This is a genomic window from Vibrio sp. V39_P1S14PM300, from assembly GCF_009904765.1.
In the GTDB taxonomy this organism is placed as follows: domain Bacteria; phylum Pseudomonadota; class Gammaproteobacteria; order Enterobacterales; family Vibrionaceae; genus Vibrio; species Vibrio proteolyticus.
Window position 1 is genome coordinate 1 of record NZ_WXWP01000380.1, and the last position, 24148, is coordinate 24148.

The window sequence follows — 24148 nt, forward strand, 5'->3', positions numbered from 1 at the left end:
CATTTAAACCTCATTGAGACGGCAATATGGACTTGGTGTTAAAAAACGCTCGTCTGGTTACCTTGCAACCTGGCAACAGCGGTTATCAGACTCAGGACAATCAATGCATCGCTATCGACCACGGAAAGATCGTGGCGATCGGAACACAGACGTCGCAGCAACAGGCTAAGCAGGTGATTGACTGCGAGGGTCGTTTGGTCACTCCCGGACTGATTGACTGCCACACCCATTTGATTTTCGCCGGTAACCGTGCCAATGAATTTGAAATGCGTTTAAACGGCGTACCATACACCGAAATCAGCCAACAGGGCGGCGGCATACTGGCAACGGTCAGCGCGACTCGCCAGGCCAGCGAACAAGAACTGGTTGAGCTGGCCCTCCCCCGTTTGGATGGACTGATCCGCTCTGGCGTTACGTCGGTTGAAATCAAATCCGGCTACGGACTGACTGTTGCTGACGAACTAAAAATGTTGCGCGCAGCGAAAGCGCTGGAATCCCAGCGCCGCATCAAAGTCACTACCACTCTGCTTGCTGCGCATGCTGTGCCACCGGAATATCGTGACCGCGCCGATGAATATATTGACCTCATCTGCGAACACCTAATCCCAGTGGTTGCCCAAGAGAAACTCGCCACCAGTGTTGACGTATTCTGTGAATCGATTGGTTTTAATCTTGAACAAACCGAAAAAATCTTTCGCTGTGCCACTGAACACGGACTGTCCGTCAAAGGCCATACCGAACAGTTGTCGAATCTCGGTGGAACCGCATTGACGGCAAAATACCAAGGGCTGTCGGCAGATCATATCGAATACCTGGATGACTCTGGTGTAGACGCTTTGGCAGCCTCTGGCACAGTAGCGACCTTATTACCAGGCGCGTTTTATTTCTTACGTGAGACCCAGCAGCCTCCGATTGCCAAACTGAGAGACAAACAAATCCCAATGGCGATTGCCACCGACTTTAACCCGGGCACCTCACCGTTTGCCGATTTGGGCTTGATGATGAACATGGCGTGTACTTTATTTGGACTAACACCCGAAGAAGCGTTACGTGGTGTTACTTGTCACGCGGCGAACGCTTTGGGGTACGGCTCTGAGCGAGGCCAGATTCAAGCCGGGTATGATGCGGATTTGTGTATTTGGAATGTCCAGCATCCGGCGGACTTGAGCTATCAGGTTGGCCTGCCGCGTCTTCATCAACGCATCGTAAATGGAGAAGTGAGCCATGACTGACTTACTGCCACTCACCAATCAGGATTTTCACTGGCAAGGCCGCCACGACGCTGAGGACGGTGAACTGGGTAAGCGAATTCATCACGTCGTCGAAAAAGTACAGGCTAGTGAATTATCAGATCACCCGGACAGCATCGCATTGGTCGGATTCTGCTGTGATGCCGGTGTCGCGCGCAATAAAGGACGAACCGGAGCACGTAAGGCGCCGGATTTGATTCGCCGGGCTTTGGCCAATATGGCCTGGCACACCCCGGCACGCTGGTATGACCTTGGCAATATATTGTGTGATGATGACCAACTGGAAAAAGCGCAATCCGATTGTGCCAATATTATTGCGACAGCGCTGCCCCATGTTCCGGTCATCACACTGGGTGGAGGACATGAAACCGCCTGGGCATCTTTTCAGGGGCTGGCTCGTTACCTGATAAAACAAGGCCAACAGCGGCCAAAGATTGGCATCATTAATCTGGACGCTCACTTCGACCTGCGAGCTTTTGAGAGCCGCAAAACGGACATCAAACCGAGCTCAGGGACCCCGTTCAACCAGATTGCTCACTTCTGTCAGCAACAGGACTGGGAGTTTCATTACGCTTGCCTCGGTGTCAGCAAAGCCAGCAACACCGCCGCACTGTTCCAGCGCGCGGAAGAGCTGAATGTCTGGTATGTCGAAGACACCCAATTGTGCCCGTTAAATCACGTGTACCACCTGACTCAACTGCAACACTTTATCGACAGCTGCGACTATCTCTATCTCAGCATCGATCTGGATGTTTTCCCTGCCGCGACCGCACCCGGCGTGAGTGCGCCAGCCGCGCGCGGTGTCCATTTCAGTGACCTGTCTCCCTATATGGAGCGAATTCTGGAAGCAAAAGACAAACTCGTACTGGCGGATATCGCCGAATATAACCCTACGTATGACGTCGACAGCCAGACAGCCCGCCTTGCGGCACGTTTGTGCTGGGACATCGCCAATGCGATGACCGACCAGTCAACACCACAATAACATTACGTGAAACTGAAGGAGTCTCAACATGACGGAACGCCACAACGAAGATAAGCGTCTCGATACTTCACGCACTATTCGTGCCCCACACGGTACGACGCTACGCGCAAAATCCTGGCTTACGGAAGCCCCACTGCGCATGCTGATGAACAACCTTGATCCAGATGTGGCGGAGCACCCTCATTCACTGGTGGTTTACGGTGGTATCGGACGCGCCGCGCGCAATTGGGAATGTTACGACAAAATCGTCGAAGTGCTTGAGCGCCTGGCAGACGATCAGACCTTAGTGGTTCAGTCAGGAAAGCCTGTGGGTGTCTTCCCGACTCACAAGAACGCCCCGCGCGTACTGATTGCGAACTCGAACCTGGTACCACACTGGGCAAACTGGGAACATTTTAACGAGTTGGATAAGCAAGGCCTGATGATGTATGGCCAGATGACCGCCGGTAGTTGGATCTACATCGGCTCGCAAGGCATCGTTCAGGGCACTTACGAGACGTTTGTCGCGGTTGCGAAAAAACACTTTGGTGGTCAGGCGAAAGGTCGTTGGATTCTTACCGGTGGTTTGGGCGGTATGGGGGGCGCACAGCCACTGGCCGCAACCATGGCTGGTTTTTCGATGATCGCTGTTGAATGTGATGAGTCACGTATCGACTACCGCTTGCGCACCGGTTATGTGGACAAAAAAGCCACCAGCCTGGATGAAGCGTTGGCAATCGTTCATGAATCAGATACGCCTGTTTCGGTCGGCCTGCTGGCCAATGCAGCAGATGTGTTCCCTGAGCTGGTGGAGCGCAACATTACGCCAGATGTCGTCACTGACCAGACTTCTGCCCACGACCCGCTCAACGGTTATCTGCCGATTGGCTGGTCCATGGATTACGCGGCTGAAATGCGCAAAACCGACGAAGCCAAAGTGGTGAAAGCCGCCAAAGAATCGATGGCCATTCAGGTCCGTGCCATGCTGGAGCTACAAGATCGCGGTGCGGCCACACTGGATTATGGGAACAACATCCGCCAGATGGCGCTTGAAGAAGGCGTGGAAAACGCGTTTGACTTCCCTGGGTTTGTGCCAGCATACATTCGACCTCTATTCTGTGAAGGGATCGGTCCGTTCCGTTGGGCAGCACTGTCTGGTGATCCGGAAGACATTTACAAAACCGATCAGAAAGTCAAAGAGCTGATCCCGGACAATCCACACCTGCATAACTGGTTGGACATGGCACGCGAACGCATTCACTTCCAGGGTCTGCCTGCTCGTATCTGCTGGGTCGGGCTGAAGGATCGTGAACGTCTCGGCCAGGCCTTCAATGAAATGGTGAAAAACGGCGAGCTGAAAGCGCCGGTTGTGATTGGCCGTGACCACCTTGACTCCGGTTCTGTTGCCAGCCCAAACCGTGAAACTGAAGGCATGATGGACGGTTCAGACGCCGTATCAGACTGGCCACTGTTGAACGCCCTGCTGAACACGGCTGGTGGCGCAACCTGGGTATCCCTGCACCACGGTGGCGGTGTGGGCATGGGCTTCTCGCAACACTCCGGTATGGTGATTTGTTGTGATGGCAGCGATGACGCCTCTGCACGCATCGCCCGCGTGCTGCACAATGATCCGGCCACTGGTGTTATGCGTCATGCGGATGCCGGTTATGACATCGCGAAACAATGTGCTGCAGATCAAGGCCTTGACCTGCCTATGCTCAACGAAGAACTGCGCAAACTGAAGTAAGGAAATGAACATGCTGAATTTAACGCTAAAGCCAGGTCTGATTAGCTTAAAAGATTTGCGTAAGGTGAGCCGCTCACCTGTCCAACTGGCACTCGACCCGAGTGCCATCCCCGCCATCGAAGAGAGCACTCGTGTGGTGGATCAGGTAATCGCAGAAAATCGCACTGTATACGGTATTAACACCGGTTTTGGTCTGTTGGCCAACACCCGGATTGCCCCAGAGGACCTTGAAACGCTGCAGCGCAGTATCGTCTTATCCCATGCGGCAGGCATCGGTGAGTTAATGAGCGATGAAACCGTACGTATGATGATGGTGCTCAAAATTAACAGTCTGGCACGAGGCTTCTCCGGTATCCGCCTGGAGGTCATCAATGCGCTGATCGCTCTGGTCAACGCTGAGGTCTACCCTTGCGTCCCTCAAAAAGGTTCCGTCGGTGCTTCCGGGGACCTCGCCCCACTGGCACACATGAGTACCGTCTTACTGGGAGAAGGACAGGCACGCCACAAGGGAGAAATCCTCTCTGGCCACGAAGCGCTCAAAGTGGCAGGTCTTAAACCTATCACACTGGCTCCGAAAGAAGGTCTGGCATTACTGAACGGCACGCAGGCTTCCACGGCGTTTGCTCTGGAAGGACTGTTCATCGCCGAAGACTTGTATGCTTCTGGGACGGTATGCGGCGCCATGTCGGTTGAGGCCGCTCTGGGCAGCCGTCGTCCATTCGATCCACGCATCCATCGCGTTCGCGGTCACCGTACCCAAATGGATGCAGCGCTGGCTTACCGCCACATGCTCGACAGCAGCAGCGACATTGGCGACTCCCATGTTGGCTGTGAAAAAGTTCAGGATCCGTACTCTTTGCGTTGCCAGCCACAGGTTATGGGAGCGTGTTTGCAACAGATCCGCAATGCAGCGGAGACTCTGGAAGTCGAAGCCAACTCTGTGTCGGATAATCCACTGGTTTTTGCCGATGATGGTGACATCATTTCTGGCGGAAACTTCCACGCCGAACCCGTGGCGATGGCCGCGGACAACCTGGCACTGGCTATCGCCGAGATCGGCAGCCTGTCCGAGCGACGCATGGCACTGCTGATCGACAGTGCACTGAGCAAACTGCCGCCTTTCCTGGTGGACAACGGCGGTGTCAATTCCGGGTTTATGATTGCCCAGGTGACCTCTGCCGCACTGGCCAGTGAAAACAAAACCCTGGCTCACCCGGCTTCCGTCGATAGCCTGCCAACGTCTGCCAACCAGGAAGACCATGTGTCAATGGCAACATTCGCCGCTCGCCGGCTGCGCGAGATGGGTGAAAACACCCGTGGCATTCTGGCTGTCGAGTATCTGGCGTCAGCTCAGGGACTGGATTTCCGTGCACCCAACAAATCATCAGCACGTGTCGAGGAAGCCAAACAGATCCTGCGCGAAAAAGTACCGTTCTACGATAAAGACCGTTATTTCGCGCCCGATATTGAACAAGCCAACGCGTTGTTGAAACTGTCAGTACACAATCACCTGATGCCAGAACAGCTGTTACCAAGCCTGTAATATCAAGCACTCAGGCCTTTTGAGCCCGGCAATTTTGCCGGGCTTTTTTATGTTGCAGTCATTTGCAGGCGAAAACCTTACACTGGATGGACCATTAAACGCATAGAGTTGGATATAATGCCGGACAGTTTTGGCTACAAGCGTACATTATGTTTCTGACACCTTACTTTTCGACACAAGACAACCAATTCCAGTTCACTCGTGAACAGGCGAGCCACTTCGCTAAAAAAGTCGCGGGTGATTACAACCCTATCCATGATGAAGACAATAAACGCTTCTGTGTTCCGGGCGACCTGTTGTTTGCTGTTCTGCTGCAACAACAAGGCATCAGCCAGAAGATGCGTTTTGATTTCTCCGGCATGGTGAACGACGGAATTGCGCTGCACATCGAAAACAAGTGTGACAAAGAGGCCGCGGTAGTTGACGCCAATGGCAAAGAATACCTGCACATGAATCGCCAGGGTAACGTCAGCCACGATCAGGCATTCATCGAGCACGTAGTGACAAATTATGTCCAGTTCTCAGGCATGAATTTTCCACACATCATGGTTCCTCTGATGGAAGAGCAGCAGATGATGATCAATTGCCAGCGTCCACTGGTGATATACGAAAGCATGGAAGTGGAGTTTGAACGCCTCGATTTGACGCACCCAGAGGTCGAGTTCACTGGCGCAACCTTTGATGTGGAAGGAAAACGCGGCGTCGTCACACTTAACTTCGCATTCAAAGAAGCGGGCGAAATCGTCGGTAAAGGTTTGAAACGTATGGTTGCCAGCGGGTTGAAGCCTTATAACCAAGCTGATATCGACAACCTGGTTACACGTTTCAACGAGCGAAAAGATATGTTTCTTAAGCAGCTCGCACAGGCTGCCTAGCTTTTGAATATAAAAACACCCGCCCGATGGCGGGTGTTTTTATTTATGCGTATCGACGACGTAACGTCACCAACAAAGCCATCAACGCTCCGAATCCCAGCGAGCCACCGCCTGACGAGCTGGATGAACTGACGGACGTTTCCGAACCAAGCACGCTGTACTTCACGTTGGTAATGGATGCGCCATCCCCTTCGGTGTACTCCAAGCCTCGAGTGTAGACCAGCCTCAATGTGTTATCGAAGGTGACAAATTTCAGTGTCACCGGCACGTCAATCGACCCTACAATACTTTCAGAAAGGCTCCCGTTGATGTACACATCTAACGTGTCATAGTCCGATTGAGTACTTAGATCAAAGGTTACAACGCCGGAAGGGATTCCAGTAATCACCACTTCAGATTCTTCGAAAAAGCCCAGCGCGGGCGCCGAACGAACACCATTTTTCATGGTTGTCCAAGGGACATCATTCACAAATACCGCATCGCCTTTCATGGCGGCCAAGGCTTGGGTCACAGCATCACTGGCCTTGTTTCTGACTTCAAACGCCAGCCAGGCGTTGTCAGCATTGTGCATACCGCCAAAATTGTAGTCGTAAGACAGTTGATAAACATAGCTGCCAATGGCACTCACCTCAGTCTTCAGACTGACAATACACTGCTCACCGGGGTTCAGTGTCTTGGCTGAACACTGATCATCAAATACTGAGGAGGATGCTTTACCGTCTTCGTAAGTCGAGATGGTATTCATGTCCACAACCTGGGTCGAGTCGTTTACAAACGTAAAAGTTTGCGTCACGGTACCCGGCTCAATGTAGCCAAGATCAACATTGCGTTCGACATAAAAGCCTGATGCGTTTTCCTGAATCCAGTCATTGAAATAGGAAATGTCCGCATACACGCCATAGGTACCCTGCTGGCCGCACTGACTGCTGCCCCAGCTCACAATACCAACTTGTTTGATTTCCGAACCATCATTAAAAACAATAGGACCACCACTGTCACCGCCACAGGAATCGTAACCTTCAACATTGGCACGGCCAGCACAAAAGTTATCTTCTCCCACACTCGCAAAGTTCGGACTCGACGCATGGCAAATTTCATCAGATTGCATAAAGACATCGACCTGATGCAACTGGGCGGGGTATGTCGCCGTTTCAGGATCCGGGTCTTGATCGCCCCATCCCATTACGGTCAGCACGGTATTCAACGGTAATGTGGCATTAAACCCGTCCTCAGCAAGTGTCACGCTTTGCGCCTGTGACGCTGGAATCGTTCGCTCCAGCTCTATCACGGCAATGTCGTAATTCCAACCGCCAGCGCGGTAGCTTGAGTGCACGGTAATCTTCGATGCACCAACGCGGATCCCCTGAGACGACTCTTTGGTCAGATCATTAATCCCCACCACCAAGTCAATGTCATCTTCGCTCAGGTTATCAACGCAGTGCGCAGCCGTAATGACATAACGGCCTTTGTATAACGTGCCACCACAGAACTGACCACTCATCGCTTCCTGATTCTTGTGTACGATCGCCGTCATGTACGGCCACTGTGACGCATTGGAAGGGAAGCCATCAATGATATATGGCGTGAATTCGGTCGCTTGGGCACTGGCCAACCCAAGCGTCGTGGCGCCTAAAGCCAGAACAACCTTGCCAGAAAGACTCATATCTTGTTCCTTATTATCCGTTATTTTTTGGAAGCAAGATCATAGCGAATAGTTATCGGTTGGGATATAAAATATCAATAACTTATCGTTGAAATGAGAGATAAAGAGCAAAAGCACTAATAACAAAAATATTATTAAATCCAACGCCTTACGCGAGACAAGTACGACTTATATTCCTCTCCGAACAGCCGACCTAACACGCGCTCTTCAGGTCCAATCTGAAAGCGATTCATGTAAAGAATAAAAAAGTAAGGCATTACCAGTGCAACAGTGTTCTCCAGCCAATAGCCCGCGCCGAACAACAAAATCACCAAGCCCAGATACATGGGATTGCGAGAATAGGCAAAGATACCGCTATCGACAACCCGGGAGGCGGACTCCGGCTTAACCGGGTTGACTGTGGTCTGCATTTTGCGAAATTCATGAATCCCGGCAAGGCCAACATAACCGGCTAAAACCACGCAAATCGTCGCCACCAGCCAGGTAAACGGTAACGACACCGACGCAAACGTCATGACGGAGGCAAACCGCTCCATCAGAATCAACCAAACGATGAACAGCGCGACCGGGGGAATGCGTAACTCGAGTTTATGAATAGACATCCTTTTCCTTCCATAACGGTAAACGTTAAGCCCGGCATGTTCAGCCGGGCTATAGGATTAAGCGAGAACTTTCAGCAGTGCCTGCAATGGATGCTGTGTCGGCACCTGTTCAAACCTTTTCACCTGACTTCGGCACGAATACCCCGTAATCAGGCAGCGGTCTTTCGGTAGCGATTCCAGACTTGGTTTCCAGCTTAAGCCATAAATATCTTTCGACATCTGCAACTTATCGACTTCGTGGCCAAATGTACCCGCCATGCCACAACATCCGACAGCGATCGCATTGAGCTTAGCACCAAAGTGAGTAAAAATAGCGCCCCACTCCTTCTCTGCATTCGGCATCTTTGTTTTCTCAGTACAATGAGAAAGCAGATACCAGGCTTCGCTCTCTGCAGCCTCCGCCGCCGGGAAAGACGGCAAACGAGGATGCAACCACTCGTGGACATTCAGCACGTCAAAATCGCCCCGCTTGTCACCCAGGACTTCCGCGTACTCATCGCGGTAACAGAGCACCAGCGCCGGATCGACGCCAACCATAGCAATCCCCAAATCGGCAACCTGTTCAAGAAACGCCGCTGTTGAGTGCGCGCTGTTGGCAAACTGGCGAAGGAAGCCTTTGATGTGCTGCGCTTTACCATTCGGCTTAAACGGCAATAACACCGGAGTCATCCCAAGCTTTTTGACCAAATGAGCAAAGTCTTCCACCACACCGGCGTCATAGTAACTGGTAAACGGGTCCTGCACGATCAACACGTGTTGACTGCGTTCCTCTTTGGACAGCAACGCCAGCTTTTGCATATCAAAGACCGGTAGACCACTCAATCGTTTTGACAAAACGGGAACCGACAGCAGCGGCGCATCAACATACCCGACCGTCGATGCGGTCAGGCGTTTCAGCCAAGGTTGCTTTAAGGCCGCATTCACTACTTTAGGCGCTTTGGCCATCACAGGCAGCACAGATTCAATATTAGCCACCAGATAATCTTTCGCCGGGCGTTGGTAACGTGAATAGTAGATATTCAGGAACCGGGAGCGGAAGCTTGGTACATCCACTTTAATTGGACACTGACTGGCGCACGCCTTACAGGCCAGGCAACCATTCATGGCTTCCAGCACTTCGTGAGAAAAATCGTACTCATGCCGTTTGTTCAACGTATTGCGCACCCGATCAATCATGGTTTTCACGCTTGGCGAAGCAGATAGAGTCTGCTTTTCGAGATCGAGAATATCTACCCCATGCTCCGTCAGTTGGCGTAACCATTCACGGACCAAACCCGCGCGCCCCTTCGGAGAGTGCCGACGGTCAGCGGTCACTTTCATCGACGGACACATCGGAGACGCTGTATCGTAGTTAAAACACAGTCCGTTTCCGTTACACTCCATCGCCTGTTTAAAGCTATCACGTACCTGAACGTCAATCTGACGGTCGAAATACCCCCGCTTGGTGCCCGTTACTTTGACCAGCTCTGCATCACTGTTCAGCGGTGTACAGATCTTACCCGGGTTCATCTTGTTGTGCGGGTCAAACGCGGCTTTGACGCGACGCAACTCAGTAAACAGTTCTTCACCAAAAAACGCCGGACCGTACTCAGAGCGATACCCCTTACCGTGTTCACCCCACATCAGACCACCATATTTGGCCACCAGCTTGACCACGTCATCGGAAATCTCGTGCATTAACGCTTCTTGCGACGGGTCACACATGTCTAGAGCCGGGCGTACATGCAGTACTCCGGCATCCACGTGACCAAACATCCCGTAATGAAGCTGCTTACTGTCGAGCAACTCTCGAAACTCGACGATAAAGTCAGCCAGATGCTCTGGTGGCACACACGTATCTTCTGCAAACGCCACGGGCTTAGCCGCACCTTTGGTGGCGCCAAGCAGACCGACCGCTTTTTTACGCATGTTGTATATGCGACCGATGCTGGCTAAATCGCTGCACACCTGATAACCGATGATGCCCGCCTGCTCACTTTCCAGCATGTTATCGAGCTGCAAGGTCAGTTGGCGTACCTGTTCGGCGACTTCCTGTTCGTCCTGACCGGCATACTCAACCATATTAATGCCCTGCATGTCCTTACCTGGCACATCGGTCAGCAAATCACTGACGGTATGCCAGACAATATCCTGCTTGGCGAGATTGAGCACTTTTGAGTCAACGGTTTCTACAGAAAGGGCTTTTGCTTCCACCATAAAAGGGGCATGACGCAATGCGGAATCGAAGCTGTTGTACTTCACATTGACCAGTGTGCGCGCTTTCGGGATCGGGGTCAGGTTGAGCTTGGCTTCGGTAATGAAGGCCAACGACCCTTCTGAACCACACAAAATGCGAGTAAAATCGAATTCGCCCTGTTCATTCAAGGCATTTTTCAGATCATAACCCGTCAAAAAACGGTTGAGCGGCGGGAACTTATCCAAAATTTGGCCGCGCTTGTTACGGCATACCTGCTCAGCGACATCGACAGCCTGAGCCGCTAACGTCTCAGGGCTCGCCTCCCCATGAGACAAGTCTGATTCCAGTATCGAACCATCAGCGAAAACGGCCTGCAACGACAGGACATGATCCGACGTTTTACCGTACTTCAGTGACCCCTGTCCCGATGCATCGGTATTGATCATTCCACCCAGTGTAGCGCGGTTACTGGTCGACAGGTCCGGCGAGAAGAAATAGCCAAACGGACGTACCACATCATTAAGCTGATCTTTCACCACACCAGTCTGGACACGGACCCAGCCTTCTTCGGAGTTCACTTCCAACACTTGATTCATGTGACGGGACAAGTCGACGATGATGCCTTTGGTCAACGATTGACCGTTGGTCCCAGTGCCGCCTCCACGAGGTGAGAAAGTCACTCGCTCATAATCAGATTGACTGGCAATTTTGCCGAGAAGTGAGACATCATCGGTGGATTTGGGGTGTACCACCGCCTGGGGAAGTTGTTGGTAAACGCTGTTGTCGGTTGAAACAGCCAGACGACTGGCATACTGAGTTTCAATATCACCGCTGAAACCAGCGGCTCTCAGCTCCTCAAGATAACGTAAAACAACGGCATCGACATCGGACTGAGTATCAAGTCTTGGTAACATTTGCTTCCTGCCCCTATGGTGCTGATCCTCTCAGCACTGGGTTAATTTAATTTTAATCTTTGAGTTTCGTCACTTTACAACATTTAAAAAGGTGATCAAAACAGAATCTCGGTGCCAAAATGGAAATGTTCTATAAATATCGAGACGCACGCATTCACATCATCATTCTTATCAGAGCGAATCCATAATGAAAAAAAACAAAGTGGTCACCACCGAAGACATTTTATTAAAGCTTTGCCAATCGGTTTCAGGCGTACTTTCTTCCGCCACTAACTCCCACGTCTCTTACTCCGCCATGGTGCAGAAAATCAGCAAAACCAGCCTTAAGCCGGACTTTGGCTGTTTTGTGTTGTTCGACGGCGGATTCTCTGGCCTGGTTGTCATCAACTTTACGGCGAAAGCCGCACTGGAAATTTACACCAATTACATGCGCAATATGGGCATGCCAGAAGAGGAACTGGCTGTGCTGCATACCTCAGATGAAGTCGGCGATGTGCTGGGTGAGCTGATGAACCAACTGGTGGGTGACTTTACCAATAAAGTGCGCAAAGAGCTGCAAACCAACATCACGCAAAACCAGCCTAAGATGCTGTCTATCAACAAACAGGTTATTCTGCAGGTGGATACCAATCTTGATCGCCCACAAGCGCGCCGGGTCACTTTCTCCACCGCGAACAACAACATCTTCTACCTGGAACTGGCAATGGATAAAACGGAATTCATCCAGCTTGAAGAGTTTGAAATCGCAGAAGATGAAAGCCCGGACGACATCTTGGAACAGACTCAACAAAGAATGAGCAACAAAAGCTCGCAATCGGAAGCCGATAACTCCGCCGACGATCTGCTGGACGAACTCGGGCTGTAACCTTCTCTTGTCACAAACGCCGCTTTCAATATTGAGGGCGGTTTTTTCCTTTCTTCCCCTCGCAAGCCAAAAACGGTAAAATGTCGGACTTTTGATTCAACAGAGAGCCGTTTTTTCGTCAATGGATAAACAGAAAGCCCTTAAAAAGATCGCTAAGTGCCTGGAACTTGGCAATTCAGCCAACGTTAATGAAGCCGCGAATGCCATCAAGATGGCACACCGGTTAATGCTGAAATACGGTCTGGACAAAGATGATATTGAATTCATCAAAATGGGCAAGACGAAATCGACTCATTTGTTGCCTGCCAATATCAGTTCCACTCTTCTGCGTATCATCCGTGGCATCAACACAAAATTTGGTGTGGAAGCCGTGCTGGTCAATCACAAAGGCCTGAAGCGGTGTGAGTTTATCGGTGAAGCAGACCGTGCCATCTTTGCCGCGTTTGCCTTCGATATCATTTATCGCGAAATGAATGAACAGACAGGCCAGTTCCGTAACAGCTTTGCTGGCAGCGGCACCTCAAACGGGGAGGTCACCCGTCGGGTAAACTCGTTCGTTTCCGGTTGGGTTGAGGGGGCTTTAGAAAAGTTGCCCATCATTACGCCTGATGAAGAGTCGGCCAATAAAATCAACAACTACATCGATAAAGAATTTGAGAATATCGATCGGGAAACGTTCAAACAACAGCTACGCGAGGCGATGAAAAACCTCACGGACGATTACGAAAAAGGGTTAAAAAAAGGCCGCACGGTATCTGTTAACAGACCGATAGATGGTGCGCAAGCGCCCAAAATGCTTAAATAAACGTCAGCATTTTTAGCATTAGGTCAATTTATACTTATCCGGTTTGACATAAGTATTAGTAAAGCGTTTATTCTTTGGGTGTTAATCTGAAAAAACACACGGAGAGATTACGGTGAAAAAATTAACGCTTGCTCTTGCCGTTGCAGTCATCCTGTCCGGCTGTCAGGCTACTCAGCGTCAGGATGCCACAACTGGCGAAACCGAAACCAACTCTGCAACAAAAGGGGCTCTTTGGGGAGCGCTGGCAGGTGCGGCAGTAGGTCTGGCTACAGGTGACGATGCCAAAGAACGTCGTCAGCATGCCCTGTGGGGTGCAGCTGGTGGCGCTGCGGTTGGTGGTGGCGTAGGTTACTACTTCGACCAACAGGAAGCGGCGCTACGTAAACAACTTTTAAACTCGGGTGTTCAGGTTCAGCGTGTCGGTGAAAACCAATTGGTGCTGCGTATGCAAAACGGCATTGGTTTTGATACCAACTCATACCAACTGAACAGCAGCATCCATAACACTTTGACCGGCGTAGCCCGAATCCTGGTCGAATATCCGGATACCAGCCTGGTGATCAGCGGTTACACGGACAACACGGGTAGTGACACCTACAACCAGTCACTGTCTGAACGTCGCGCTGAATCTGTGCGTTCTTACCTCTTGTCTCAGGGTGTAGCGTCTGGCCGTGCCATCGCACGTGGTTACGGCGAACGTAATCCTATCTGTACCAACGGCACATCTGAAGGTCGCGCATGCAACCGCCGAGTGGAAATTCAAATTCTTCCGCTAAAATAGTAACATTCGGGACTCAGTAGCAATACTGAGTCCTTTGTTATTGATGGAAGCAATCCGATGGTGAAGCCGTTACTCCCTTTCCTGGTTCTTTTTTCTGCATTTTCCGTTGCCGGGCCAGCACCCAGTTTGCTGGATCAGGCAAAACGCAACGACCCTGCCGCTCAGTTAGAACTGGCTCACTACTACCAAACCACGCCTGGCGAAAAAGCCAGTGATGCCTTCTATTGGTTACAACGCAGTGCAGACAACGGTAACCTGACCGCGCAGGCCAGATTGGGACACGCTTATCTGGATGGTCGCGGTGTCGAGCAAGACGTTGCCGAAGGCATGTTTTGGCTGAATCGTGCGGCCACCCAGGGGGACGTTGACGCCCAATACGAGCTTGGCCAGTGGTTTGAAAGCAAGCACGCAACGGACATCGCACTGGGCTGGTATCAACTTGCCGCACAACGCAGCGCCGATGCAGAAAGTGCCTACTCCCGATTACTGGAAATCAGGTTTAACCGACAGCGCGCCAAGCAACTTGATCAATTCAAGGCACTCAACCAACTTTCTGACGATCAGCCCCTTTCCTCTCCTTTCAAGTGGTTATCTCAGATTTATCTCATTCCCGCTGGCATGCTGCTGTTAACCGTATTGCTCTACGCCGCTTTCCGACTAGGCAAACAACGAGCGGAAAATGAGTATGACGTAGTGGAAGGTGAAACGTTAATGCGTCAGATTGAGGACAAAGACGCCGAGTTACTGAAACTCAAAAAACAGCTGCAAATCTTGTTCAGGCAGCTTAAGTTTGCACAAAACCCACCTCAGGCTAACGTCTCCCCTTCGAGACCAGAAGACGCCACAACGGCCACAGCATTTGCGATGCTTGGATTCACCGTTGACGACAAACTCGACAATAGAAAGATCAAGCTACGTTATAAGCAGTTGTCCCGGCTATATCATCCCGACTCAAAAGGCAGTGAGGAAGAGATGAAGCGCCTCAACAGTGCGTTGAAAACGGTACTTAAAGTTGTTAATAAATAGTTACACATCTAAAAAAAGCCAAGTGATTAAGTTTCACACAGCCCGAAATCAAAAGGACTGACGCAAACGATCCCTCTCGCACTCTGAGTAACAAATAGTTAACTCGTGTTAGGCAACTATGTCATAATCGCCGCCGAAAATGACACCTAACTCAACACAGGTGGGAGAGACTATGTTTACTATTGAAGGAATCTGCGACTGGTGCAAAAAGCCAAACTTGCTGGCAAAGCACGAGTACATTGACGGCAAAGCACACCACTCATGCAAAAATTGCAATGACCTAGCTTCACTGGATGTACGCCAGTTTAACCTCGCAGAGCTTCAGCACAGAGAACGTCAGCAAATTCAGCCACGTTAACAACCCGATAATAAGCGCCCGTTGGCGCTTATTGACTTTTCCTTCGTCTCATCCTTCTTCCCCAAGGTCACACTCACTACTGTATACAGTACTTTTCTGACATCGGCACAAGACAAAACTGTATATCCGGTCACAAATCATCATACTTTTCCAATGTTAAACCCCGCACCGAAACCAATAAATAATCTTTATTTTACATATAGTTGGCTAAGAAAACTCTCATTTATCCAGTCGACTATCCCTATCCCCTACACAAAAACCACTTGATCAGTTCCTTATTTAAAACTACTGTATACACATACAGCATGTATATAAGGACAGTTAAGTTATGTTTCAGGCACATACACACTCAGCTTCATTTTCTAAATACAATGTATTGGCGCAACCGACTGAACCGATGAAGATCCCTCGGGAAGCCCTGCAACGTCTGGCAGGTTTATCATCTCAGGGTCAATGGATTTTGTTTACCGCCGAGTGTCCTCGTCCGGATTACAAGCAATTTGCAGCGTCTAACGTCAGCTGCAACAAAATCATTCAGATGAAGCCTTCCCGATCTCAGTCTGAACTGGAGATCGTGATAAAAGCGATCAAATCAGGCAATGCCAGTGCCGTTGTGGCATCGAATCAAATTGATGTGGTCAATCAGCACCTGTTGAAAGACTTTGGTCGTGTGCATCACTGTGAAGTTTTTTTCGTTGAAGGCAGAACCAAACAGTACCATTAACAAGTTCAACGAATCGACAGCGATGTGTGATACCCACTGCCATGCTTTTGACTGTCTTTGCGCCTCCGCCTGTAAGGAGGCTTTTTTCTATCTATTATGTCTATTTTTGATCTCAGTCGGTGGCATGATATTTTAAGGCAAACGTTTGCTTTTTATCTGGAAGCCAGAAATAGTTCTGGTATGATGCCTGTCGAACTGGTGTTTTGAGCCAGAGCATCGAAGCTCAAATCATCGACTGTATGCTTCTTAACTCTAGATAGGAATGTCTCAATGAGCCTTGCCGATCAAGTTCTCGCCGTAAACGACGATCTTCCCATTCGTACCCACCTACCGGTTCATAGCGGTAAAGTCCGCTCCGTCTACTGGCTGACCGAAGAGGACAGCAAACGTCTAATTCAAGAAAAAGGCTATAATGTCGCCCCGGATGCGCCGCTGGCGATCATGGTGATCAGCGACCGGATTTCCGCTTTTGACTGTATCTGGAAAGGCGAAGGTGGTTTGAAAGGAGTACCGGGTAAAGGCGCCGCATTAAATGCGATCTCCAATCACTGGTTTAAACTTTTCCAACAGCATGGATTGGCCGACAGCCATATTTTGGATATCCCTCACCCTTTTGTTTGGATCGTTCAAAAAGCGAAACCGATCAAAATTGAAGCCATTTGCCGCAAGTACATCACAGGCTCCATGTGGCGTGCGTACGCCAAAGGCGAACGCGAGTTCTGTGGTATTCAACTACCGGAGGGGCTCGAGAAAGACAAACCATTGCCTGAATTGCTGATCACACCATCGACTAAAGGTATTCTGAGCGGCATTCCGGGCGTTCCAGAAGCGGATGATGTCAACATCACTCGTCAGAATATCGAAGACAATTTCGCTGCGTTTAACTTCACCTCGGCGGCGGATATCACTCAGTATGAAACCTTGCTTAAAGACGGTTTCGGTGTGATCAGTGAAGCACTGGCTAACGTGGGTCAGATCTTTGTTGATACCAAATTTGAATTCGGCTATGTAACTGATGCTTCCGGTCAGGAGAAGCTGATTTACATGGACGAAGTTGGCACACCAGATTCCTCCCGAATTTGGGATGCGAAAGCGTATCAGAATGGCGAGATAGTCGAAAACTCAAAAGAAGACTTCCGTCAGTTTCTGCTCAACTACTTCCCAGACCCGGATATCCTGTTGAATAAAGATCGCATGCCAGAGCGTGAAGCATTGGCGCACGACAATGAACTGCCGCAAGACGCTCTGATGGCGGTCTCACGCACCTACACAGGCATTGCAGAGAAAATCACTGGGCAACCGGTTCACCTCAGCGCAAATCCGAAACAGGAAATCATTGATGTTCTGAGCCAGTCTTATGGCCTGATCGACTGAGAACGCCCGTGCATGAATGACGTTCGTTATTCTAACGGACACTGATAAAAAAACGCCAGTCTGAGACTGGCGTTTTTGTTTTGGTCGAGAGGAGTTACAGCTTGAAGCGGCTGATTTCTTGTTCCAGCTCGTAAGACAGCTCAGAAAGCTGCGCAGCCTGAGACGCGGCTTCATGCGCTTCGTCTGCCAGCTCATTCGACACGTCACGGATACCGACTGTGTTACGAGTAATCTCCGACGTGACCGACGCTTGCTCTTCAGCGGCCGATGCAATCTGAGTGGCCATATCGCTGATGCTCTCCACAGCGGATTGAATCTGAGTCAGACTTGCTGCTGCCAGATTCGCGTCATCAACACTGGTGGTCGCCAGCATACGACTGTCATCCATAATGCCGACCGCTTTCGCCGTTGTGCCCTGCAGCGTTTCAATCATCTGCTGGATCTCTTGTGTTGAGGCATGCGTACGTTGGCTCAGAACACGAACCTCGTCAGCTACCACAGCAAAACCCCGCCCCTGCTCACCCGCACGTGCCGCTTCGATCGCCGCATTCAGTGCCAACAGGTTGGTTTGCTCCGCGATGTCCTGAATGGTCGACAAAATAGTATTGATGCTGTTGCCGTGCACTTCCAGCTCTTTAATCACTTCCGTTGCAACCTGAACTTCTTCTGCCAGATTCTGGATAGAACCTTGAGTCTGATTCACTTGCTCGGCGCCATGCTTAGAAGCGGTAACGGCTTCAGTTGAGCTTTGCGCTGTGTTGTCCGCGTTGCCTGCGATTTCTTGTGTCGCAGCAGCCATCTCATTGATCGCGGTGGCGACCATATTGATTTCATCCTGCTGCGTGCGAATGCGGGTGCTACGCTCTTCGGCGTGCGATGCGGTTTGCTTCGCTTGTTCAGACAGAGCCGCTGAAACGTGGCTCAGCTTCGAGACCATGGTGTGCATGTTACCCACAAACACGTTGAAGTTTTGCGCCAATTGGCCAACTTCATCATCACTGCGTGGTTCCAAACGTTGAGTCAGGTCACCTTCACCAGATGCAATCTCTTCCAACGCAACAGACACCCGGCCCAGATCACGGAACAGGAAGCTCACCAACCAGGAAACAAGAGCAATCACGATGATAGTGATGATCACGGCGGTAATGATCAGGCCACGAAGGAGCTGTGCGTGCGCCGCTTCTTCTGTGGATTTGTCCATTTGGATCGCGAATACCCAGTCCGTACCCGGAATATTCTTGAAGTACAGCAGTTTATCCTGACCTCTCACTGTGATGTCATCGATGCGCTTTGCATTCGCAGCATCTTCAATCGAACTCATCGTAAGTGATTTGGCAATGGTGTTCACGGGCTTAAGGATCAGGGATTTATCCGGGTGGGCCAGGAAAGTGCCGTTCTGCTTGTCAATCAACATAGCGAATGCATTGTCGCCGGCATCCAGGCTGATCACATCATTGATCAACTGATCAATCAGTACATCCGCACCAACAACACCGACAAACTGGCCGTTTTTACGTACTGGCTCAGCGATGGTCACCAACAATGCATTGGTGATCGCATCCTGGTAGGCCGTAGTAATGATTTGCTTGCCTGCCGCTTGCGCGTCTTTGTACCAAGGACGCGTACGAGGATCGTAATCGGCACGATTACGTTCAGGATGAGAGCGGTACATCTCGCCAGCCGGCGTCCCAAAAAAGATGTCATCGAAGCCACCCGCTTTCCGCGCCTGTTGCAGATAAGGAACAACATCCATTTCTTGCGAGTAATCGTTGAAAGCAGTGGAAATACTCTTACGGATGTTAACCCAGTCAGAGATACCGGAAGAAGCTGCGGTGGCAAGACTTTCGGCACGGGCGTACACGCCATTACGGGTTTGTTCAAAAAGTTGGTCCGCCGACAGCCAGGTTAGTGCCGTTGCCATAGCAACGACCGCTGACAGGCTGGCGCCAATCAGCTTTTGTTTCAGTGAAATTTTCATTGGCATTACGTTATTTTTAGGAACAGATAGAAGTGCGAATATTAACCAGATTTTATATTATGTGCACGCAGTATTGATAGTTTTTTTAAAATTTATAACCACATGTTTTTAAACAATTTTATTTTGACATTTTATTGTCACATGACAATAAATTAACACTACTCTGCCATTTATTTCCGACAAAATACCGTCGCAATTAGAGATATTTACCCTCTTCATGTAGTATCTATGAAAACACCCTAATGGAGTGCATGATGGAAGCAGAACTGCTTGAAATTCAAAATTTTCTTTCGCAACACCCTCCTTTTAACGAACTGCCGGAAGAGGTTCTGCAACATGTCGCGCGACATGTTGAAATCTCTTACTTCCGTGAAGATACGCCCATCATCCACTTCGGTGATCAAATTCATGACTTGTATGTGGTGCGTAGTGGCGTCGTGGAAGTATACCGACGTAAGGGCGAACTGTATAACCGCCTGGATCAAGGGGCGCTGTTCGGTCAAATGGGTCTGCTGACCAATAACAAAGTGCGTTTTCCCGCCAAAGCCACTGAAGATACTTTGCTCTATTGCATCCCCGAAGACATCTTCCAGGACCTGTATGAAAATCACGACAGCTTCGCGGATTTTGTCGAGGTGCAGGATAACGCCCGTTTGCGTCAGGCGATCTCTAGTAGCAACGAACAAAACGACTTAACCACGTCCAAAGTGCGTACCTTGCTCAGCGGTGAAGCGCCATTCGTACAGAAAAACGAAACCATACAGAACGCCGCGATCAAAATGGCTGAAGAGAATGTGTCGTCATTGCTGATCATCGACACCGAAGTGTTAGAGGATGATGAAGATGACAGCTCTTCCCTGCTCGGTATCATTACCGACCGAGACTTGTGTACGCGAGTTCTGGCAGCGGGTCTGGATCCGCAGGATGAGGTGGCTTCTGTGATGACCACCGAAGTCATTTCGCTTGATCACAACGCCTATGTCTATGAAGCCATGCTAACCATGCTGCGTTACAACGTGCATCACCTGCCGGTACTCAAAGATAAAAAGCCGATTGGTGTCATCGAAGCCACAGACATCGTCCGCTATGAATCACAGAACTCACTGCTGCTGGTCAGCAGTATCTTCCAGCAGCAGACAATAGACGACCTCGCTTCGCTGTCAGAACAGGTCAAAGACAGCTTTGTCAGATTAGTCAACGAAGATGCCAACTCTCACATGGTCGGCAGTGCCATGTCAGTGATTGGTCGCAGCTTCAAACAGCGTATTCTTGAGTTGGCGGAAGAGCAGTTTGGTCAGCCTCCGGTGCCATACTGTTTTCTCGCCCTGGGCTCTATGGGTCGCGACGAACAACTGATAGTCACCGACCAGGATAACGCCATTATCCTTGATGACAGTTTCGACAAAGACAAACATGACGCCTATTTTGCTGAGCTGGCGACATTCGTGTGCGACGGACTGGCGAAATGTGGCTACAGCTACTGTACCGGGGACATCATGGCGACTAACCCAACGTGGCGGATGACCCGCCGCGAGTGGGAAGAGTGTTTTGCTGACTGGATTGATAACCCGAACCCGAAAGCGCTGCTCAACGCCTCTATTTTCTTTGACCTGGATGGCGTCTATGGCCGCTTGAAGTGGGCAGAACAACTCAACGGCTTTATTGTGCGTCGAGCACGAAGAAATAACCGCTTCCTGGCCTGTCTGGCACGCAACGCGCTGAACCGCACGCCGCCTCTGGGTTTCTTCAAAGACTTTGTGATGGAAAAAGACGGTCGTCACAATAACTCGATCAACCTTAAACGTCGCGGTACAGCGCCACTGGCAGATTTGATCCGGGTGCACGCTCTGGCGGTTGGCTCCCGTTCACAAAACTCCTTTGAACGTCTGGATGACATCATCGACGCAGGTATTCTGCCAAAAGGCAAAGCAGAAGATTTGCGAGACGCACTGGAATTCATCTCTATGGTGCGAATTCGTCACCAAGCCTACGATGTCGAAAACAACATTGAGCCCGACAACAATATTGAGCCAGAGCACCTGTCCGATTTCGAGCGCCGTAACCTCAAAGACGCCTTCCAGATCCTGAGTAACGCACAGAACTTCCTCAAGTTCCGTTATCAGGCCGGCAAAAGCTTTAAATAAGGTAACGCCATGTTGACAAGAAGTGTATCCAGCCCGCTGGTTGACTGGGAAAACAAGTTTCGTCAGAAGCAACAACTGATTCAGGATCCGGCACTGCTGGCGTTCTATGGTCAGGCAGTGCCTCCAGCATCTACCCCAATGGAAGATGTGGTATTTCTGGCGATGGATTTCGAAACAACCGGCTTAAATGCCAAAGAAGATGACATCATTACCATTGGGACGGTGCCGTTTACCCTGAACCGGATCTTCGTCAATAAAGCCAGGCACTGGACCGTCCGCCCCAGCAAACAGTTGCCTGAAGAGTCGATTGTGATTCACGGCATCACTCACAGTGATATTCTCGATGCACCCGATTTGAGTGAGATATACCAAGAAGTGCTGGAGCAGATGGCCGGCAAAATCACGGTGGTGCATTACAACCCGATTGAACGGATGTTTTTTGACTCGGCGCTACGGGCGCGCATCGGCGAAGGGATTGAATTTCCAGTTGTAGACACGATGGAACTGGAAAGCACAATTCAAAAGAAACAGTTCGGTGGTCTGCTTAATCGGCTGAAAGGCAAAAAACCTCAGTCGGTACGTCTGGGTCAAAGTCGCTCCCGTTATGGACTGCCGCTGTATACTCCCCATCACGCGCTGATCGACGCGATTGCCACCGCAGAGTTACTGCAGGCGCAAATTGCACACCATTACAGTAAAGAGCAACCGCTCAAAGATTTCCTGCTCTAATCAAGCGATTCAAAAACGTAAGCAATAAAAAAAGGGGCCAATGGCCCCTTTCCTGAATGCGACACAGTGTTTATTGCTGTCGCTCCGTGCGCATCCCCATAACCAGGCTGACACACATGAGCAGTAACACAATGGTAAACGGCAACGCGGTTGAAATCGCGCCGGCCTGTAATGCCTGAATGGCCTCCGTACCACCAATCCACAGCAGAACGGCGGCCACTGCACCTTCCATCACAGCCCAGAAAATACGTTGCAGAACAGGCGCATCCACCTTACCGCCGGCCGTGATGCTATCAATCACCAGAGAGCCAGAGTCAGACGAGGTGATGAAGAACACCAGCACCAGAACCACAGCGATGGTCGACAGCACTTTACCCATAGGCAGAACGTCGAACATTTCAAACATCGCCAGTGATACGTCCGTCAGACCTTCCGAGCCTAGCTGGCCTACTTTGTCCACCACCTGTTCAATTGCCATACCGCCAAATACAGACATCCATACCAGCGTCACCAAGGTTGGAACGATCAAAACTGCAGTGATGAATTCACGTACTGTACGACCTTTAGAGACGCGCGCAATGAACATGCCGACAAATGGTGACCAAGAAATCCACCAAGCCCAGTAGAATACTGTCCAACCCTGGAACCAGGCTTCATCCGTCCGGCCATGAGGGTTACTCAGCGGAATGATGTTTTCTACGTAGGCCATAAAAGTGGTTGGGATCGAGCCAAACGTGATGGCGTAACCAATCAGCGCTACCATAATCAGCAGCAAAAATGCCACGATCATATTGATGTTACTGATCAGCTTCACCCCGCCTTCCAGGCCACGAATGACGGAATACGTAGCAAGCGCCGTGACCGCGATGATCACGATAATCTGAAGGCCCAGCCCCGATTCCACACCAAACACATGGTGGATACCGCTGGCGGCTTGCTGCGCCCCCAGACCCAGCGATGTCGCCAGACCAAACAGCGTCGCTAATACCGCCAGAATGTCCACAACGTGACCAGCCCATCCCCAGGCGCGATCGCCCAGCAACGGATAGAAGATCGAGCGAATCGACAGCGGCAAACCTTTGTTGTAGGCAAAAAATGCCAGTGACAGTGCCACAACACCGTAAATGGCCCAAGGGTGCAATCCCCAGTGGAACATCGTCGCACCCAACGCCATTTTGGCAGCTTCCGGTGTGTTCGGTGCCACATTCAACGGTGTTTCATACCAGCCCGTGTAATAAGCAACCGGTTCAGCGACACTCCAGAACATCAGGCCAATCCCCATCCCCGCGGCAAATAACATTGACAGCCAGGAGATAAAGGAAAAGTCTGCCGTGGCATCTTTACCACCCAAACGAATTTTACCAAATGGCGATACCACCAGCGCCAAACAAAAAATCACGAAAATGTTTCCCGACCAAATAAACAGCCAGTCGAACGCACCAATGATGCTCCATTTCAAGCCATCCAATGCGGTTTTCGCTGTGTGAGCATCAAGCACCAAAGCTGCCACAATAAAGAGAGCGATCAGGCCAGCACTTACACCAAATACCGGGTTATGGACGTCAAAACCCCACTTCTGTACATTATCCTGACCAACTGTATAGTCGGTACTATCGATACTGTACTTATC

Annotated in this window: 19 protein-coding genes; 14 read left to right on the forward strand and 5 right to left on the reverse strand. The window is 50.5% G+C overall.

Features of this window, described 5'->3' with window-relative positions:
• The first annotated feature begins 26 nt into the window (after positions 1–26).
• The 5 genes from hutI (at position 27) to CAG65_RS19750 (ending at position 6379) form a co-directional block, all read left to right on the forward strand.
• Positions 27–1232, forward strand: a complete 1206-nt coding sequence (hutI, locus tag CAG65_RS19730; RefSeq protein WP_161454724.1) for an imidazolonepropionase — start codon at positions 27–29, stop codon at positions 1230–1232.
• Entirely contained in the window at positions 1225–2235 is a 1011-nt protein-coding gene (gene hutG / locus CAG65_RS19735; RefSeq protein ID WP_021705476.1) for a formimidoylglutamase, read from the forward strand. The genes hutI and hutG overlap by 8 nt, the downstream gene beginning before the upstream one ends.
• A gap of 28 nt (positions 2236–2263) precedes the next feature.
• Positions 2264–3961, forward strand: a complete 1698-nt coding sequence (hutU, locus tag CAG65_RS19740; protein ID WP_161454725.1) for a urocanate hydratase — start codon at positions 2264–2266, stop codon at positions 3959–3961.
• 10 nt (positions 3962–3971) lie between these two features.
• Positions 3972–5504: a histidine ammonia-lyase gene (gene hutH / locus CAG65_RS19745; RefSeq protein WP_021705474.1), complete on the forward strand. Its 1533-nt coding sequence runs from the start codon at positions 3972–3974 to the stop codon at positions 5502–5504.
• A 149-nt stretch (positions 5505–5653) separates the two neighbouring features.
• Complete coding sequence (locus tag CAG65_RS19750) at positions 5654–6379, forward strand: DUF3581 domain-containing protein (RefSeq protein ID WP_161448353.1); 726 nt, start codon at positions 5654–5656, stop codon at positions 6377–6379.
• 43 nt (positions 6380–6422) lie between these two features.
• On the opposite strand, the gene CAG65_RS19755 is transcribed toward CAG65_RS19750, so the two are convergent.
• The 3 genes from CAG65_RS19755 to ydiJ form a co-directional block, all read right to left on the reverse strand.
• Positions 6423–8042 carry a S1 family peptidase gene (locus CAG65_RS19755; RefSeq protein WP_161448354.1) on the reverse strand — a complete coding sequence of 540 codons (1620 nt, stop codon included), beginning with the start codon at positions 8040–8042 and terminating at the stop codon, positions 6423–6425.
• Positions 8043–8176: 134 nt separating this feature from the next.
• Positions 8177–8644, reverse strand: coding sequence for a methyltransferase family protein (locus tag CAG65_RS19760; protein ID WP_202599469.1), 468 nt, complete (start codon positions 8642–8644; stop codon positions 8177–8179).
• Positions 8645–8701: 57 nt separating this feature from the next.
• Complete coding sequence (gene ydiJ / locus CAG65_RS19765; RefSeq protein WP_161454726.1) at positions 8702–11734, reverse strand: D-2-hydroxyglutarate dehydrogenase YdiJ; 3033 nt, start codon at positions 11732–11734, stop codon at positions 8702–8704.
• Between the two features lie 187 nt (positions 11735–11921).
• Here ydiJ and CAG65_RS19770 point away from each other — a divergent pair, with 187 nt between their 5' ends.
• The 7 genes from CAG65_RS19770 (at position 11922) to CAG65_RS19800 (ending at position 17667) form a co-directional block, all read left to right on the forward strand.
• The gene (locus tag CAG65_RS19770; protein ID WP_021705469.1) at positions 11922–12599 is read left to right on the forward strand and encodes a DUF3334 family protein; all 678 of its coding nucleotides are present in this window, start codon (positions 11922–11924) and stop codon (positions 12597–12599) included.
• A 121-nt stretch (positions 12600–12720) separates the two neighbouring features.
• The gene (locus CAG65_RS19775; protein WP_161454727.1) at positions 12721–13404 is read left to right on the forward strand and encodes a DUF2786 domain-containing protein; all 684 of its coding nucleotides are present in this window, start codon (positions 12721–12723) and stop codon (positions 13402–13404) included.
• Positions 13405–13516: 112 nt separating this feature from the next.
• Positions 13517–14185 carry an OmpA family protein gene (locus CAG65_RS19780; RefSeq protein WP_021705467.1) on the forward strand — a complete coding sequence of 223 codons (669 nt, stop codon included), beginning with the start codon at positions 13517–13519 and terminating at the stop codon, positions 14183–14185.
• A gap of 57 nt (positions 14186–14242) precedes the next feature.
• Positions 14243–15211: a tetratricopeptide repeat protein gene (locus CAG65_RS19785; RefSeq protein ID WP_161454728.1), complete on the forward strand. Its 969-nt coding sequence runs from the start codon at positions 14243–14245 to the stop codon at positions 15209–15211.
• A 172-nt stretch (positions 15212–15383) separates the two neighbouring features.
• Entirely contained in the window at positions 15384–15569 is a 186-nt protein-coding gene (locus CAG65_RS19790) for a hypothetical protein (protein WP_161454729.1), read from the forward strand.
• A gap of 328 nt (positions 15570–15897) precedes the next feature.
• Positions 15898–16293 carry a SulA-like leucine-rich domain-containing protein gene (locus CAG65_RS19795; RefSeq protein WP_161454730.1) on the forward strand — a complete coding sequence of 132 codons (396 nt, stop codon included), beginning with the start codon at positions 15898–15900 and terminating at the stop codon, positions 16291–16293.
• A gap of 270 nt (positions 16294–16563) precedes the next feature.
• Positions 16564–17667, forward strand: a complete 1104-nt coding sequence (locus CAG65_RS19800) for a phosphoribosylaminoimidazolesuccinocarboxamide synthase (protein ID WP_161454731.1) — start codon at positions 16564–16566, stop codon at positions 17665–17667.
• Positions 17668–17761: 94 nt separating this feature from the next.
• On the opposite strand, the gene CAG65_RS19805 is transcribed toward CAG65_RS19800, so the two are convergent.
• Positions 17762–19645, reverse strand: a complete 1884-nt coding sequence (locus CAG65_RS19805; RefSeq protein WP_161454732.1) for a methyl-accepting chemotaxis protein — start codon at positions 19643–19645, stop codon at positions 17762–17764.
• A 254-nt stretch (positions 19646–19899) separates the two neighbouring features.
• Here CAG65_RS19805 and CAG65_RS19810 point away from each other — a divergent pair, with 254 nt between their 5' ends.
• Positions 19900–21789 (forward strand): DUF294 nucleotidyltransferase-like domain-containing protein, encoded by a 1890-nt coding sequence (locus tag CAG65_RS19810; RefSeq protein ID WP_161454736.1) that lies wholly within the window; start codon positions 19900–19902, stop codon positions 21787–21789.
• 9 nt (positions 21790–21798) lie between these two features.
• Entirely contained in the window at positions 21799–22518 is a 720-nt protein-coding gene (locus CAG65_RS19815) for a 3'-5' exonuclease (protein ID WP_161454733.1), read from the forward strand.
• 70 nt (positions 22519–22588) lie between these two features.
• On the opposite strand, the gene CAG65_RS19820 is transcribed toward CAG65_RS19815, so the two are convergent.
• Positions 22589–24148 (reverse strand): BCCT family transporter (locus CAG65_RS19820; RefSeq protein ID WP_161454734.1); only part of this gene is annotated, 1560 nt, incomplete at its 5' end.

Coding starts and splice junctions, on each gene's coding strand:
- hutI (WP_161454724.1), top strand. CDS start 27: ATGGACTTGGTGTTAAAAAACGCTCGTCTGGTTACCTTGCAACCTGGC.
- hutG (WP_021705476.1), top strand. CDS start 1,225: ATGACTGACTTACTGCCACTCACCAATCAGGATTTTCACTGGCAAGGC.
- hutU (WP_161454725.1), top strand. CDS start 2,264: ATGACGGAACGCCACAACGAAGATAAGCGTCTCGATACTTCACGCACT.
- hutH (WP_021705474.1), top strand. CDS start 3,972: ATGCTGAATTTAACGCTAAAGCCAGGTCTGATTAGCTTAAAAGATTTG.
- CAG65_RS19750 (WP_161448353.1), top strand. CDS start 5,654: ATGTTTCTGACACCTTACTTTTCGACACAAGACAACCAATTCCAGTTC.
- CAG65_RS19755 (WP_161448354.1), bottom strand. CDS start 8,042: ATGAGTCTTTCTGGCAAGGTTGTTCTGGCTTTAGGCGCCACGACGCTT.
- CAG65_RS19760 (WP_202599469.1), bottom strand. CDS start 8,644: ATGTCTATTCATAAACTCGAGTTACGCATTCCCCCGGTCGCGCTGTTC.
- ydiJ (WP_161454726.1), bottom strand. CDS start 11,734: ATGTTACCAAGACTTGATACTCAGTCCGATGTCGATGCCGTTGTTTTA.
- CAG65_RS19770 (WP_021705469.1), top strand. CDS start 11,922: ATGAAAAAAAACAAAGTGGTCACCACCGAAGACATTTTATTAAAGCTT.
- CAG65_RS19775 (WP_161454727.1), top strand. CDS start 12,721: ATGGATAAACAGAAAGCCCTTAAAAAGATCGCTAAGTGCCTGGAACTT.
- CAG65_RS19785 (WP_161454728.1), top strand. CDS start 14,243: ATGGTGAAGCCGTTACTCCCTTTCCTGGTTCTTTTTTCTGCATTTTCC.
- CAG65_RS19790 (WP_161454729.1), top strand. CDS start 15,384: ATGTTTACTATTGAAGGAATCTGCGACTGGTGCAAAAAGCCAAACTTG.
- CAG65_RS19795 (WP_161454730.1), top strand. CDS start 15,898: ATGTTTCAGGCACATACACACTCAGCTTCATTTTCTAAATACAATGTA.
- CAG65_RS19800 (WP_161454731.1), top strand. CDS start 16,564: ATGAGCCTTGCCGATCAAGTTCTCGCCGTAAACGACGATCTTCCCATT.
- CAG65_RS19805 (WP_161454732.1), bottom strand. CDS start 19,645: ATGAAAATTTCACTGAAACAAAAGCTGATTGGCGCCAGCCTGTCAGCG.
- CAG65_RS19810 (WP_161454736.1), top strand. CDS start 19,900: ATGGAAGCAGAACTGCTTGAAATTCAAAATTTTCTTTCGCAACACCCT.
- CAG65_RS19815 (WP_161454733.1), top strand. CDS start 21,799: ATGTTGACAAGAAGTGTATCCAGCCCGCTGGTTGACTGGGAAAACAAG.